The organism is Vibrio thalassae, from assembly GCF_900089835.1.
Taxonomy (GTDB): domain Bacteria; phylum Pseudomonadota; class Gammaproteobacteria; order Enterobacterales; family Vibrionaceae; genus Vibrio; species Vibrio thalassae.
Map to the genome: position 1 here is coordinate 16,670 of NZ_OANU01000053.1, position 14,742 is coordinate 31,411.

Annotated in this window: 14 protein-coding genes; 1 reads left to right on the forward strand and 13 read right to left on the reverse strand. The window is 45.2% G+C overall.

What is annotated here, in order from left to right; translation table 11 throughout:
- Positions 1–126 precede the first annotated feature (126 nt).
- The 8 genes from VTH8203_RS14485 to VTH8203_RS14520 form a co-directional block, all read right to left on the reverse strand.
- Complete coding sequence (locus tag VTH8203_RS14485; RefSeq protein ID WP_096994310.1) at positions 127–1,698, reverse strand: BCCT family transporter; 1,572 nt, start codon at positions 1,696–1,698, stop codon at positions 127–129.
- A 296-nt stretch (positions 1,699–1,994) separates the two neighbouring features.
- Entirely contained in the window at positions 1,995–2,471 is a 477-nt protein-coding gene (locus VTH8203_RS14490; protein WP_096994311.1) for a MarR family winged helix-turn-helix transcriptional regulator, read from the reverse strand.
- A 182-nt stretch (positions 2,472–2,653) separates the two neighbouring features.
- The gene (locus VTH8203_RS14495; protein ID WP_096994312.1) at positions 2,654–3,292 is read right to left on the reverse strand and encodes a response regulator transcription factor; all 639 of its coding nucleotides are present in this window, start codon (positions 3,290–3,292) and stop codon (positions 2,654–2,656) included.
- Positions 3,292–4,641: a cache domain-containing protein gene (locus tag VTH8203_RS14500; RefSeq protein ID WP_096994313.1), complete on the reverse strand. Its 1,350-nt coding sequence runs from the start codon at positions 4,639–4,641 to the stop codon at positions 3,292–3,294. Before VTH8203_RS14500 ends, VTH8203_RS14495 begins: the two co-directional genes overlap by 1 nt.
- 110 nt (positions 4,642–4,751) lie before the next feature.
- Positions 4,752–6,035 carry a TRAP transporter large permease gene (locus VTH8203_RS14505; protein ID WP_096994314.1) on the reverse strand — a complete coding sequence of 428 codons (1,284 nt, stop codon included), beginning with the start codon at positions 6,033–6,035 and terminating at the stop codon, positions 4,752–4,754.
- A 10-nt stretch (positions 6,036–6,045) separates the two neighbouring features.
- Complete coding sequence (locus tag VTH8203_RS14510; RefSeq protein ID WP_096994315.1) at positions 6,046–6,588, reverse strand: TRAP transporter small permease subunit; 543 nt, start codon at positions 6,586–6,588, stop codon at positions 6,046–6,048.
- 107 nt (positions 6,589–6,695) lie between these two features.
- Positions 6,696–7,790, reverse strand: a complete 1,095-nt coding sequence (locus VTH8203_RS14515; protein ID WP_096994316.1) for a TRAP transporter substrate-binding protein — start codon at positions 7,788–7,790, stop codon at positions 6,696–6,698.
- Positions 7,791–8,178: 388 nt separating this feature from the next.
- The gene (locus tag VTH8203_RS14520; RefSeq protein ID WP_096994317.1) at positions 8,179–8,541 is read right to left on the reverse strand and encodes a MarR family transcriptional regulator; all 363 of its coding nucleotides are present in this window, start codon (positions 8,539–8,541) and stop codon (positions 8,179–8,181) included.
- Between the two features lie 210 nt (positions 8,542–8,751).
- On the opposite strand from VTH8203_RS14520, the gene VTH8203_RS14525 reads away from it, so the two are divergent.
- On the forward strand, positions 8,752–9,423 hold the full coding sequence (locus VTH8203_RS14525; protein ID WP_096994394.1) for a DUF2982 domain-containing protein: 672 nt from the start codon (positions 8,752–8,754) through the stop codon (positions 9,421–9,423).
- 50 nt (positions 9,424–9,473) lie between these two features.
- Here VTH8203_RS14525 and VTH8203_RS14530 read toward each other — a convergent pair whose 3' ends face one another.
- The 5 genes from VTH8203_RS14530 to VTH8203_RS14550 form a co-directional block, all read right to left on the reverse strand.
- Positions 9,474–10,127: an MBL fold metallo-hydrolase gene (locus tag VTH8203_RS14530; RefSeq protein ID WP_096994318.1), complete on the reverse strand. Its 654-nt coding sequence runs from the start codon at positions 10,125–10,127 to the stop codon at positions 9,474–9,476.
- Positions 10,128–10,190: 63 nt separating this feature from the next.
- Complete coding sequence (gene mepK, locus VTH8203_RS14535) at positions 10,191–10,736, reverse strand: peptidoglycan L,D-endopeptidase MepK (protein ID WP_096994319.1); 546 nt, start codon at positions 10,734–10,736, stop codon at positions 10,191–10,193.
- Positions 10,737–10,891: 155 nt separating this feature from the next.
- On the reverse strand, positions 10,892–12,547 hold the full coding sequence (locus tag VTH8203_RS14540; protein ID WP_096994320.1) for a L,D-transpeptidase family protein: 1,656 nt from the start codon (positions 12,545–12,547) through the stop codon (positions 10,892–10,894).
- Positions 12,548–12,638: 91 nt separating this feature from the next.
- Positions 12,639–13,727 carry a DUF1513 domain-containing protein gene (locus VTH8203_RS14545; RefSeq protein WP_167385826.1) on the reverse strand — a complete coding sequence of 363 codons (1,089 nt, stop codon included), beginning with the start codon at positions 13,725–13,727 and terminating at the stop codon, positions 12,639–12,641.
- Entirely contained in the window at positions 13,708–14,739 is a 1,032-nt protein-coding gene (locus VTH8203_RS14550) for an imelysin family protein (protein ID WP_096994322.1), read from the reverse strand. The genes VTH8203_RS14545 and VTH8203_RS14550 overlap by 20 nt, the downstream gene beginning before the upstream one ends.
- Positions 14,740–14,742: the final 3 nt, after the last annotated feature.

Here is a 14,742-nt window from a genome sequence, read left to right on the forward strand (position 1 = left end):
AAGTAATTTCTTTAGGGCTCGATTTGAATAACTCCATCCAAGCGCGCGTCGTAGGTTACTTGCCTAGGCATAAACAAAAAAAGAGCGGCTAATTCGCCGCTCTTTTCCGATTTGTTCTCATCGCTACTAGTATTTTTCTGTTCTCATCCCTAGTAACAAACTGACGCACATCATCAGTAATATCACCGTAAACGGCAATGCTGACGAAATCGCTCCGGCCTGTAACGCGGCAATGGCCTCATTACCACCAATCCAAAGCAAAGCAACCGCAATAGCACCTTCCATAAACGCCCAAAATACGCGCTGGATAACGGGTGCATCGACTTTACCGCCCGCTGTAATACTATCGATAACTAACGAGCCAGAGTCCGACGATGTAATAAAGAAAACCAAAACCAATACCACAGCAACGATAGAGAGCATGGTGCCCATCGGCAATTCATCAAACATTTCAAACATGGCTAATGGCATATCACCTAGCCCATTTGTACCTAGCGAACCAACTTGATTTACCACCTGATCAATGGCCATGCCACCAAACACAGACATCCACACTACCGTCACTGCAGTTGGAACAATCAAGACCGCAGTAATGAACTGACGAACCGTACGGCCCTTAGACACACGAGCAATAAACATACCGACAAATGGGGACCAAGAAATCCACCACGCCCAGTAGAATACCGTCCAGCCGTGCATCCATGCTTCATCTTCACGACCATGTGGATTACTCAATGGAATAATGTTTTTGATATACGCCATTAGCGTCTCTGGAATAGCGGCAAAAGTAACCGCATAACCAATGATAGCCACAAGGATCAACAGCAAGAATGCAATGATCATGTTGATGTTACTAATAACCTTAACGCCGCCATCAATACCACGCAGCACCGAAACAACGGCCAGTAAGGTGACCACGGCAATCACAACAATTTGCAGTGTCATGCCCGATTCAACACCGAAGACATGATGAATACCGCTTGCCGCTTGTTGAGCACCCAAACCGAGTGATGTTGCTAAACCAAATAGGGTTGCCAGCACAGCTAAAATATCAACAATGTGACCAGCCCAACCCCACGCTCTGTCTCCTAAAATAGGATAGAAAATCGAGCGCATCGACAAAGGCAAACCTTTGTTGTAAGCAAAGAAAGCAAGAGACAGTGCAACCACACCATAAATAGCCCAAGGGTGTAAACCCCAGTGGAACATGGTCGCCCCCATTGCAAGTTCTTTTGCTCTCGCAGTATTGGCTTCTACACCTAGCGGGGTTTCAAACCATCCGGTGAAGTAAGCAACAGGTTCTGCCACGCTCCAGAACATAAGACCAATACCCATGCCCGCAGCGAACAGCATTGCGAGCCACGATATAAAGGAATAATCAGCCACCGCATCGGTACCGCCAAGACGGATTTTACCGAAAGGGGAAACCACCAGCGCTAAACAGAACACTACAAAAATATTGCCTGACCACATAAATAGCCAGTCAAACTTATTGATGATTGACCACTTAATACCATCCAAAGCGGACTTCGCGGTGTCAGCGTCAACCACAACGGTTAATACCAAGAATAGTGCAATAAATCCTGCACTAATTCCGAACACGGGGTTATGAACATCAAACCCCCACTTTTGGACATTATCTTGTCCAATGGTGTAGTCAGTACTATCAATACTGTACTTATCAATACCCTTTGTCATTAATCCTCTCTACGACTCAATCCTTTTAACTCAAAGCATTTCAGTTCAGCACCATAGATGCTAAACGTTAGCAAAAAACATGGCCTAGAATGATATATACTATGCAAACCGCCTATATTACCAAATCGTAAGCCGAATTTCACATAATGTTAGGTAGCACGAGCTGTTCGAGCCACCTTTTAGAGACATAATTAACAATTAGAGTTCAAATTAAATTGGCAGATTGCGTGACTAAAGGGAGGGATTTCGCCGTTCATATTGCGTTTCACTCCCCCTGTTAAATGAGAGTATGTGGACTAGTTTTTAGAGATACTACTGTCGAGTTGAAGCACCGGAGATGCATCGATATCATCAGCATTCATCATCAACGAGATACGTTGGATCGATGATAACAATAACGTTTGCTCCCAACTCTCTAGCTGCTGGAATTTTTGCACAAAACTGTCTTGAAGTGGCAATGGCGAGTCTTTAAGTACTTCGCTCCCCTTAGCCGTCAACACCGCGTGAACTTTCCGCTTATCTTGCTGGCTGCGGATACGTTGTACAAAATTTTGTGCTTCAAGACGGTCAATAATGGTAGTCGCGGTAGCTTGGCTGATATTGGTAGAGTTTGACAGTTCGCGGATCGTCACATCCCCCATATCTTTAATGGCCTTCATCAAAATCAATTGCGGCCCCGTAAGACCACACTCTTTCTTCAATTTTTTAGAGTGCAGATCAATTGCGCGGATAATTTGGCGCAGTGCCACTAATACTTCTTCGTGTTTTTCCAAGGTCTGATCCAATATTTCAATGTGCTAGCGCGCTATTTATAACAGAACGCTGGGCAGAATACGTCGAGATTTTGGTAAAAGTCTTTACCGATCACAGCTTTTGCGAAACCAATGTGGCTTGGACATCGCGACTCTAAAAAGGCAAAAACAGCGGCCAAAGGAAATTCTCTCGCCAGCTCTCCTTACGATGACAGTCCGTTCTCTAAGGCGTATTTGGCCAACTCCGCGGTAGAATGTAAGTCCAATTTATGTTTGATATTTTGTCGATGAGTCTCAACGGTTCGGTATGAGATATCCAGCATTTGGGCAATTTTCTTACTACTGCACCCTTGGGCAACGAGCCTTAGGACAGATTCTTCACGTCGGCTCAATGGATTAGATTTGGCCACCACTGGTGTAATCTCTTGCGAGAATAGGGTTTGAGTCACCGATTCACAGAAGTAAGTCGAACCTTGATAGACAGTTTTAATCGCTTGAACCATTTTTTCCGCAGAGATTTCTTTCAACATGTAGCCTACTGCTCCCGCTTGCATCACTTTCATAATGTATTCACGGTTATCGTGCATGGTGAGCATTAATACCCGAATATTCGGTAGCTCTTCTTTCAGAACTTGAGTGGACTCAATACCATTCATAATAGGCATACTCACATCCATAAGAACCACATCTGGTAAGGTACTTTTCACTACTTCAATGGCTTCGACACCATTACTAGCTGTAGCAACGACGTCGATTTCTGGTTCTCGCTCCAGCCGAGCCATAAACCCTTCCAGTACAACCTGATGATCATCGACAATAACAACTCGGATCTTTTCGTCCATTACATTGTCTCCTCTACCTTTAACAATACGGTAATTTCTGTTCCTTTCCCATACTCACTGATCAGCTCGAACTCGCCACCGATAAACTCCACGCGTTCGCGCATGTTCCGTAAACCAATACCGCGGCTGTTCATTGCATTCGACACGTCAAACCCAATGCCGTCATCGGCGATGATCAATTGTAGAACACCACCAAATTGCTTCAAAAACACCGTGACTTTCGACGCCTGAGCATGCTTTTCAATGTTGTTTAATGACTCCTGAACAACCCTATAAAGTGTCGTCGCCACTTCGGATTTAAGCTTGGATGCATGGGAGTCCAATACCAGTTCCGTTGACGCTAAAGAGTAAGTTTTAAAGTCTTGCAATAGCGTAGTTATCGCCGCTTCCAAACCAATATCATCTAACGCGCTGGGGCGTAAATGATGAGAAATACGGCGCACTTCCATAATGGCTTCTGACAAGGAGTTCTGAGAGTGCTGTAAATGACCCATCGAGCGTTCGCCCACACTTTTGGTATCCATCAACTCTAAATGACATTTGCTCGATACTAGCAATTGATTCACCCCATCATGCAGCTCTCTGGCTAAGTGTTTTCGCTCATCTTCTTGGAACATGACCGTCTTGTGCGCCAATTCCTTGAGGTTTCTATCCGCCAACTTATGCTCATGCCAATTGACTGCGAGTGTTAACACAATAATGACGGCTACCGTCACTGCAAAAATCGTCACTATAGAAAAGATCGTGGTCTCGATATTATTATCGATAGCTGCTCTGAGAATAGCCACTTCTTGTGCAACATCTTCTATGTAAAGACCGGTGCCAATCATCCAGTCCCACTTATCGAGCCATGCGGCATAGCTGAGTTTTGTCACTGTCTCGCCAGTCGAGGGCTTTTGCCACAAGTACTGGTGATATCCGCCTCCAGACTGCGCCTGAAACAACAAAGTCTCAATCAGATAGTCGCCATCTTGATCTTGCAGTTTTAAGAGATTGCGCCCAACCAATTGAGGCAAAATAGGATGGACTAAATTGGTGCCATTTTTATCGTATGCAAAAAAATACCCGTCTTTTCCATAGCGAAGACGATTCAGAGTGGCTTTGACCTGACTTTGTGCTTGCTCTTCCGTCAATGACGTATTGTGATAGACCTGTTCAATAGCATCAAACGCCATTTCAACACTGTCTTTGAGTGCGGATTCTTTTGAACGAATGAGGCTCTCTCGGAAAATGTTAATCTCATTTTCTCCGAGCGCTTTCGCTTGATGAAGAGTTATCCAACTGACACTCGCTGTCACAATAATAAGTGGGATCAGTGTCAGAAGGATAAGTTTTGCTTTCAGCGGCATAGCAGTCCTTTTTCTAAGCTGCATTGGATGTAGCTTATTGTTTCCTATCGTAAACAGTAGCAATGTCTAAAATAGAAATGAACTACTATGCCGAGCTAACGCAGTGTCGATCACATTCCATAGAATTCTGGGAACATAAGTATCGATGCCAAGACCGCTATTTGTATTGCGATAAAGGGCATGACACCGCGATAAATATCTCTCGTAGTCACGCCATTAGGCGCAACACCTTTCAAATAAAACAAGCTAAAGCCAAACGGTGGGGTTAAGAACGACGTTTGCAGGTTCATCGCAATCAAAATCGCAAACCACGTCATGTTGATACCCATTAACTCCGCTACAGGGGCAATCATAGGTACGATAATGAAACAAATTTCTACAAAATCGATGAAGAACCCAAGAATCAAAATCACCACCATAGTAATGATTAGGAAGCCCCATTTTTCACCTGGCAGTGCAAGCATCCATTCCTCAACCAACATATCACCGCCAGTATAGGTAAACGCCATTGAGAACGCCGTCGCACCGAGTAGAATGGCGAATACCATTGCCGTTACTTTCACCGTCTCCTTGGATGCATCGTAAAGCATGCTCCAACTAAATTGGCGATACATCACTGACAAAACAATCGCACCGGCTCCACCAAGAGCCGCAGACTCTGTTGGCGTTGCAATACCTGCAAAGATAGAACCTAGTACCACCACAATCAGTGCAAGAGGTGGAATGATAGCCTTTAGCGCTGTTTTTACTTCCTCTGAGCGTGAAATCGTTTCATCTCTTGGAATCGGCTGAGCACTCTCTGGGTTTAGCTTGGCGTAGATAAGTATGTACGCGACGTAAGCACCAACTAAAACAAAGCCTGGCCACAACGCTGCTTGGAAGAGATCCCCTACTGGTACCCCTAGTACGTCACCCAGAAGAATCAGTACGATAGACGGCGGGATGATTTGTCCCAACGTACCCGACGCACAAATGGTGCCGCAGGCTAATCCTTTATCGTAGTTGTATTTGAGCATCACAGGCAGTGAGATAAGCCCCATGGCGACCACGGACGCTCCTACAACACCCGTTGATGCGGCCAGCAAGGCACCCACAAGCACGGTTGAAATCGCAATCCCACCTCGCACACCACCAAACAAACGTCCCATTGATTCAAGAAGCTGCTCAGCGAGTCGAGTTTTTTGTAACACCAACCCCATAAAGACAAACAGAGGAACCGCCATTAGTACCGTATTTTCCATAATGGACTGTATGCGGTATGGCATAAACGCAAACATTTCTATCCCTTCGGCCCACACACCAAAGATCAGCGCGATACCGCCAAAAGTGAAAGCAACAGGGAAACCTAGTAGTAGCGCGAATAAGGCTACAAAAAACATCACAATACCGATCACGAGAATGTCCTTATTCGTTTGAGCCGGAAGATTTAACGTAAATGAGGTGTGGATTGAACAGCTTGTTCAATGAATGCAGAACTAAACCCACACCAGCAATCGCCATAAAGAAGAATGACAGAGGAATCATCGCTTTGATTATCCAGCGATAAGGCAAACCGCCTGGATCGCCAGAGGTTTCACCAAGCGCGTAACTTTCTTTGGCGAAATCAATACCGAACCAAGCGACCAATAAGCAAAATGGGAACAGAAAAGCAAAAGTGCCTAACAGGTCGATGATAGCTTGAGCCTTAATAGATAGACGCTCATAGAACACGTCCACACGTACATGTCCACCCGCTTTAATCGCATAGGGCACACCGAGCATAAACACCGCCGAGAACAAATGCCATTCCATCTCTTGGAAGGCAATGGAAACATCATTAAACACGTAGCGCATCACTACGTCATAAACAACATTCGCTAGTAACAGTAAAAATAAAATACTGGATAACCAACCTAGCACGTCTGCTACTTTGTTAAACAGTCTTTCAATATAAATTAAACTACGCATACAACTTTCCGCCTATCCGCCATATTTATTTCAATGTTTTAGTTAAGGGCATATGACCATTTTTTGGGGAAAAGTGGCGCAGGAGCCGCGCCACTTAAAGGGGGGTATTAATTGTCGAACTTATTTAGGTAAGCTTTCGATGCAATGTCAGTCCAAGAACGGGCTTGCTGAAGGTAAGCCGCTTGAGAAGCTTGAATTTCTTTTGCCGTCTCATCTTTCGCTGCATGCTCTTTTAGCAATTTGTCGTTAGCATCACGCAGTGCATCCATTACTTCACGTGGGAAATCTTTTACTTTCACGTCTGGGTAGTCTGTTTGAATCGTTGCCCAGTTCTTACCACTTTCGTGAGTAGATTGAATGTACATATCGTACGCGGCTGTCTTCATCGCGATTTGTAGAATGGCCTTCAAATCATCAGGTAGCTTGTTCCAAGTACGTTTGTTCACTAGGAACTGCAGCTCTGTTGCTGGCTCATGCCAACCTGTGTAGTAGTACGGTGCAATTTTGTGGAAGCCCATACGAAGGTCTAGTGATGGGCCCACCCATTCGAGAGCATCAATAGTACGGCGCTCTAAAGAAGTATACAGCTCACCAGAAGCAATATTCGTTGGTTTAGCACCAACCTCTGCTAAGATCTCGCCAGCAAAGCCTGGGATACGCATTTTCAAACCTTGCAGGTCATCCACACTGTTGATCTCTTTTTGGAACCATCCGCCCATCTGAACATCAGTGTTACCACCAGGGAAAGACATCATGTTATGCGGCGCATACACTTTCTCCATTAGTTCCATACCACCACCGTGATAGAACCAAGCGTACTGTTCTGGTGCCGTCATACCAAAAGGCATTGTCGTAAAGTAGAGGGTATTTGGCACTTTACCTTTCCAGTAATACGACGCTGAGTGACCCATGTCATATTGACCAGATTTCACCATATCAAACACACCGAAAGGCGCTTTGTGCTTGTTCGAAGAGTCAATGCGGATTTGCAAACGACCGTTTGACATTTCTTCAGCCATTTTCGCCATGTTCTTCGTTGCGTCACCAAAGATAGGGAAGTTTGGCCCCCATGTTTCTGCTAATTTCAAGCGATACACTTTATCGGCCGCGCTCGCAGTACCTGCAACAAACGCCAAACAGGTTGCCGCAACAATAGCCGTGCTCTTCATGACACGTGTTACTGATTTCTTGATAAAACTCATTATTCAGTTCCTTGAGTAAGTTCCCTGTTGAAGCCACTAGGTAGCTCCAAGTTTCACATTCCCCATTACTATGGATGCAAATTTGAACAACGGATATTCGGGAGAGCACGCAGTGACAAAAGAATCAATTAGACCCTTCCGACCTTGGTATTACGTAGATATACGCAGGAAATAAGATAAATAAAATTAAAAGCGAATTAAATCAATAAATTAAGCCCACAACCATTGTCAGCTACAGGATTAAATACTTAGGTATTTATTATCAGAAGGTTATTACACGCACGCTACTTTTGTGACATCAGTCGCTAACATTAACAAGCGTTAAATCTGGACGATCAAAAAGACCCCTTTTATAGGGGTCTTTTTGAAAATAGGTTAAAGTGAACGCTTATAGCGCTTTGTAGATCACTTTATTGCCTGCTAGCTGCTCTTTCGCCACTAAGCCTTCTTCTAGAAGTTTCTTAAGTGCGCCAGTCGCCCAAGATGCCGCTTTCGCTTCTTCTTGGCCAGCTTCAAGGCCGATGCCTTTTGGATTGATACCGTCAGCATTTTTAGCAACGATGTCTAGCACTTGTTGCTGCTTAGGAGTTAAGGCTACATCAACTTTTTTTGTCGCAGTTGCGGTTTCAACTACAGGTGCTTTCGCTACAACAGGTTTTTCTGTTTTTGTTGCAGCTGCTGTGTTGGCAACTACCGCTTTAATACGCTTTTGCAACTTAGATTGCACTTTGCGCTTATGAGCAAGTCTCATTTAGTTTTCTCTCCAATTCACTGCATCAGGACAGTGGTCAAAATTCGAAGCGCGTTTTATACCAAAATTTTGATAGCTTTTGTAGAGTATTGACACAAAGTGGAGGCAAAAATGCAGACCTACGCCGTTTATGGCTATTATTTAAACAATAAACTTTCTTATCAGCTCATCGGTATAAAGAAACAGGTAAGGTCAACATCAACAGTTAATATGGATACATTACATTTCAGCAACCATAACTACACATGGCAGTCTCCAACCATCAAAGTCGTCGCCGCGGTGGGCGGTTTAGCGTGTTTTAGCTTTCTTTTATTGTCGCCCAATTGGCAACAGGCGTTGGTTTTCATATGCCTAGTTATTGCCGTCATGACTTTCGCCTACTTTATGCTCATCAAAAGTCGTGTCACTTTTACTCTGACTGCCACTCACTTTCAACAGCACGTATTTAAGGGCGGATGGGTGGTAAAATGGAGCAATATTGAACGTATCGGTATGTGTACTCATCATCAAGATGGCTGGCACAAGCCTTTGCCATGGATAGGCATAAGACTCAAACATTACGAGCCATACTTGGATGCCATCTGCCCGAGAGTGGCAACGGATCTGTTATTAAGTCAGCGTGCGTTACTTTATATCGGAGCTCAGCAAACTTCTCCTTCACTCAATTTTGAAGACATTGTTTTGGACTCGGAAGCGTATGTCACTGACAGCGGGAAAGAGTATCGAGGCTTGCTCGCCATGCTCGCCAATCGAATGCGATACCAAAGGGAGTTTCATGGCTTTGATGTCTTTGTCGCAGAAGCCGACTTAGATAGACCCGCAGAGGAATTTGTTGGACTTACCCGCCGCTACTTAGCAGCAGCGGATAAAGAGTACCCCTAAAAGCGAGGCGAAGCGCGAAACGAGGCCGTCAGCGCTTAAAAAAACCTTCATTAATAAAGTGGCATTTCATCGGCAACAAATGGGTTTGACGCTCGTTCATGACCAAACGTAGATTGAGGTCCATGCCCCGGAACGAATCTTACATCATTACCTAATGGCCATAGCTTCGTTTTAATGGAGTTGATTAATGTCGCGTAATCACCTTGCGGGAAATCGGTTCGACCGATCCCACCGTTAAATAATACGTCACCAACAAACGCGACTTTTGAGTCTTCATTAAACAGCACGACATGACCTGGAGTGTGCCCTGGAGTATGAATGACATTGAGCGTTTGATTACCAAATTTTACCGTATCGCCATCGTCTAACCACTGATTTGGTTCAAATGCAGTCGTCAATGGAAAACCGAACATTTGACTTTGGTTTTCCAAGCCTTGTAACCAGAAGTTATCCGCTTTATGAGGGCCAACAATTTGGGCATTAAGGGCGGCGGCCAGTGGCTCTGTTCCACCAACATGGTCAAGATGGCCATGTGTCAATACGAGCTGTTCCACCTCAACGCCAAGTTCTTTAATCAACATTTCCAGCTGTTTTACATCACCGCCGGGATCAACCACCACCCCTTTCATGGTCTCATCACACCAAACAATCGAGCAATTTTGGGCAAATGAAGTGACAGGCACTACTTGATATTGAAGACTCATCATACATCCTATTAATTTTGCAATTAGCTGGACTATGACATCACACTAACGGAATGACAAGTGCTACCAATTCCGCACAGGGCCCGTATCAATATGCACAAACTGACTTTTAGGGTAATACCCAACCCCACCTGATTGAATAGCTAACGCCGCTTCGTGAACATGACTTAGTTTCACGCCCTCCAATCTAAAGTCTATTGCTTGACCCAGCATATGACGGCTTTTCCTCGCCACACCGCTCGATCGTGCACCCAACGCCGCGTTGGTTTCTGGGGAACGATACCCAGAGATGATCAGTACTTCAGACTTAACCCCTAATAAGTTCTGAATTTCCGATAATTGATCAAATAGGCGCTTATCCATACTATGGATTTCATTACGTCGATGATCTCGACACAGCGTATTGAGGCGAGCAAGCTCCGCTTGAATATACTGAGCCCCATCAAAATAACAGCTCTCCAGACTTTCACCTGTATGTAAGTTATTCAGAGCCAATGTTCTTGGTGCAGCTGACTGTGTAGCAAAAGATAGGGACGGCACCAGTGTTGCGGTCGCGCCACACAAAGCGAGTTTGAGGGCGCCTCGTCTAGATATGTTGATTTGATTCATACTATTTAGCGAAAGGGAACAACAGAATTGCGGCGCAAGATACGTGTTTACCGCACTTATTACAAATCGGATAACAACCAAGAGGCCGCTATTGCCTCTACAACTATTGGTTACCCTTTGACCGAAAAGCGATTTTTATATTGTTCAAATTTGTGTCATTTTTTTGATAAGGCCGCACTGTCGATACTTTCTCGCTTTGCATCGTAGCGATAAACATCTCCACGGAAATGTGCCTGTCCATCAGCCATCCAAGCGGTCTGATAAATGATATGAACGGGAATACGTTGTTTGAGTGCAATCGCTTTGTTTGGGCGTTCGGTTGCAACGTCTCCCAACGTTTTTCCTTGGGCTTCAAGCAGCACTTGAGCAAACTGATCTGCATGCTCAACCCTCACACAACCAGAGCTAAACGCACGTAAGCTTTCATCAAACAAATGTTTGCTGGGCGTGTCATGCAAAAAGATCGCTCGGGCATTAGGGGTATTGAACTTATATTGTCCGAGTGCATTTAATTCGCCAGCTTGCTGGCGCATACGATAAGGGAAACGTCGAGCATTAACTTGTTGCCAATCGATCATGGTCGGGTCAATCGTGACTTGGTTGTTCCAACCTTCGAGGATTTCGATTCGCTGTGCGAACAAATAGGTAGGATTCCTTTTCACTTTCGGAATGATATCTTTGACCATAATTTTCCACGGCACATTCCAGGTAGGATTCAGGATAAGCGAATCCATTTTTGTCTCAAGTAGTGGTGTTTGGCGCGACGCTCTACCGACAATAACACGTGACTCAAATCTTTCTTCCCCGTCGTCCCAATATTGAAGCTGAAAGTTTGGCACATTCACCAAGATGATATTATCCCGTTGCTGCGGCCACAGGCGAGAACGCTCGGAGTTAAGTGCTAAGATCCGCAATTTATCAGATGCAGATTTATTCAACCACTCAATCGTATTAGGACCAATAATGCCGTCATCGTTTAAACCATAAATGGTTTGGAACTGCCTTATAGCAAGCTCAAGTGACTCATCGAAGACACGATCCTCTCTTGCCGCAACAAAAATGTTTGATTCTGACAATCGCTCCAACAGTACAGAATAAGAAGCGTCTGGAAAACTGTCTCCAAGCCGTTTAAGGCCAAACTGCTCATAGTCTACATTGGTCATCTGCGATTTAGAGACCAGAGCAATGTAGGCGTTTTCAAACCCGTCTTGTTTAAGCATAGGAGATGCGAATGACGTGATGTATCTGAGTTCATTCCCCGCCACAAATGCTTTCACCATTAAATCAATTTCTGTCGCCGAAGGGCGAGAAAGTGGCTCAACCAAATCTGTGGTAAACAGCCACTCCTTACCTTTGTCCTGAGATTCAGCCACATAACTTAGGTAGAGCAAAAAGGTATCGGTTGCCACCTTATCGTATTGGCTCATTTCGCCTTGTTGGTAATGCTGTTGCAGCTGTTCCACTCTGGATTGGAATAACGGACTAAAGCCAGCAAGCCTCATAATATCCAGTTGCAGATTCAATTGAGCGTTGAGCTCGTTTTCGCTCCAGAGTGATTCCACGCCCAATCGAGAGTATAGGTAATCTACTAATGAGGGATAGAGCAAACCGTTTTGATGATCCTCGACCGTATTACCGGATGCGGTCATTGCGGGCGACGTGCCTTGTTCGAGAATTGGCTTGATATGTTTGACAGAATAAGAAGCTAGCCCTGTTGAACCTGAGACAAGCTGATCCGGCGCTGCGACCAACATACTGGTCAACGCAAAGGAGAGCCAACCGACACACAATGAGAGCCGTCTGTTTTGCATTTGCCAAACTCCTTTCCAACAAGGATCATAAGTATGGCAGAAATCACACTGTCAACATGATAAATTTACGCTAAACCAGCTACCGTCTCATTTATGTGATTGCACTCCAGTGATTATCCCATTGAATACCAGAGTAAAAGCGTTTTTTTTGCAAATTTGGGCTAATTTGAACGACCTGACCAACACCTGAACTCACATGGAAATCGCCGTTTCTCACCACCACGCCTGATGCATCTGGAAGTGCATTGATTTCGAGCAGCGCTCGAGTTGCTTTGTCCCAAATGCCGTAACAGCTGCCACGAGGAGATGTGGCTAGAATGTGCGTCTCTGTTGCAGCAATGCTTGCAATGTAGTGGTTAAATCTCGCCCATTGCTCGGGCTCTCCCCCCAGCTCTTGCATCGCGTCGCCTCGTTGATGAATCGCTACGAGCGGCACATAATCATCAGGTTCACCTCGGTATTGTTGTCCCGTCAGTACCGTTTTATCACCATCATGAGCAAGGTGCCGAATACTCTTGTGATGATCACTCAGCGTCGCTTGTTCTAATAATTCACCATGAGGAGACAGGTAACTCAAGCTTGGTTGCATGGTCGCCAGATTTTGTGGTCGTCGACCATTGGTATGGACACCGCCTACACCAACAACCAACGAATCGTCTGCCATCACAATAACTTCGTGGGGTCCCAATCCAAAATCGGTAAATTCCCCTACTTTTTGATAGTCATTGTTCACATCATAGACCCCCACAATGCCTCGACTACTTGAGCGTTCGCCTTCCGTTGAATACAACCAGCGACCATCATTAGAATAGACACCATGCCCATAAAAATGTCGGTTATCTGGTGCTAGAATGAGCTTCTTCATCGTTCCTTCAAGATAGTCGAACACCATCGCATAACTTCCGGGCCGACGAGCAAACATCACTGCATGACGAGAGTGTGGCGATACCGCGATACCGTGCCCACGAGCGGGGAGAGGTAACCTATGTATAGTGGTCGCCTTTTCGCTGGAGACGATAACTTCGTAGTCCCCTTTACTGCGAACCGATCCCCCTATCAAGGTTTCCTTAGTGTGGGTTGCCGTGGATGCGCAAGCCGTTAATAAAGAAGGCGACATCGCTGTGATGCCGGCCCACTTGGTGAAGTTGCGTCTAGAAATATTAATCGCCATCGGTCGCATTAAACCCTATAACTACACCCAACTGAATCGAAGCCTCTTCATTGATCAGATACTTAAGCTGCTCAAGCTTGTTGTATTGCGACAGCGCCATCCGATAACCTTGCTTGGATTGCAATAGCGCAAATAAGCTGGTTTCATTGGGCCAAGGTTCTAAGGTGTCTTCAAACTGCTTAACAATACGGTCTGCCAATGGTGCATGACCTTCATCACGCAATATCCTATCAAGCCCCTCTCCTTTAGCTAAATAGAGCGCTTGCAGTGCTTCGACGTTGGCTTTTAAATTGCTCATCGATATTTTAGAACGCCAAGACTCTGAGAAATACGGTCGCGGAGCCCCTATTTTGGCTAACGGACGAGACAGCTTTTTCATACTGTAATCAAGCTGGTTAGAAAGCAGCGCAAGATATTCTGCCTCCCATGCTTCTTTATCCAACGAGGACCATGGATTAGTTTGCCATGCCTTAAAAATTGTATCAGCCCGATCGGTTAAAGAAGCGGTTATGGCAGTTGCCAATGCACAGTGCTCTCGGGTACCTTTTGCTAGTGTTGATGCCTCATCATAAAGCAGCCATTCAACGGCACCGAGTCCTTGAATGGTGACACTCTGTAATTGCACCGACTCCATGCTCCAAACGTCAGTTTTCACCGCCTGTGACATCTTTCGACCTGTGGTATTTTTCTTGTCTGGCCAGAATTGAACATTCCAATTCTGTTCCAGAGCCATCGCAGGGCCGCGCTCTTGCCCTTGTATCCACATCCAACGGGACATCCCTTGTTTCCATGCCAAGGAGACCTGCTCTAGACTCGATTTTGCTTGGCAGAATTGCTCGGTTTGCGATTGCAGGTTCACCATTGCGGTTTTAAACTTCAGCGCAGAGTCGAACTCAACTTCATATAAGGCTTGGCTAAGATGTGTCGTCAGTTCAGGCTTAGCGGTTTGAGTCACACTGCTCGACTGACATGCCGTTAATAAAAGTAAGCTCAGCGCTATGGACGAAGGTTTGTAATTCACGCA

Coding starts and splice junctions, on each gene's coding strand:
- mepK (WP_096994319.1), bottom strand. CDS start 10,736: ATGAATCAAATCAACATATCTAGACGAGGCGCCCTCAAACTCGCTTTG.
- VTH8203_RS14515 (WP_096994316.1), bottom strand. CDS start 7,790: ATGAGTTTTATCAAGAAATCAGTAACACGTGTCATGAAGAGCACGGCT.
- VTH8203_RS14485 (WP_096994310.1), bottom strand. CDS start 1,698: ATGACAAAGGGTATTGATAAGTACAGTATTGATAGTACTGACTACACC.
- VTH8203_RS14525 (WP_096994394.1), top strand. CDS start 8,752: ATGGATACATTACATTTCAGCAACCATAACTACACATGGCAGTCTCCA.
- VTH8203_RS14510 (WP_096994315.1), bottom strand. CDS start 6,588: ATGCGTAGTTTAATTTATATTGAAAGACTGTTTAACAAAGTAGCAGAC.
- VTH8203_RS14520 (WP_096994317.1), bottom strand. CDS start 8,541: ATGAGACTTGCTCATAAGCGCAAAGTGCAATCTAAGTTGCAAAAGCGT.
- VTH8203_RS14545 (WP_167385826.1), bottom strand. CDS start 13,727: ATGCGACCGATGGCGATTAATATTTCTAGACGCAACTTCACCAAGTGG.
- VTH8203_RS14495 (WP_096994312.1), bottom strand. CDS start 3,292: ATGGACGAAAAGATCCGAGTTGTTATTGTCGATGATCATCAGGTTGTA.
- VTH8203_RS14540 (WP_096994320.1), bottom strand. CDS start 12,547: ATGCAAAACAGACGGCTCTCATTGTGTGTCGGTTGGCTCTCCTTTGCG.
- VTH8203_RS14500 (WP_096994313.1), bottom strand. CDS start 4,641: ATGCCGCTGAAAGCAAAACTTATCCTTCTGACACTGATCCCACTTATT.
- VTH8203_RS14530 (WP_096994318.1), bottom strand. CDS start 10,127: ATGAGTCTTCAATATCAAGTAGTGCCTGTCACTTCATTTGCCCAAAAT.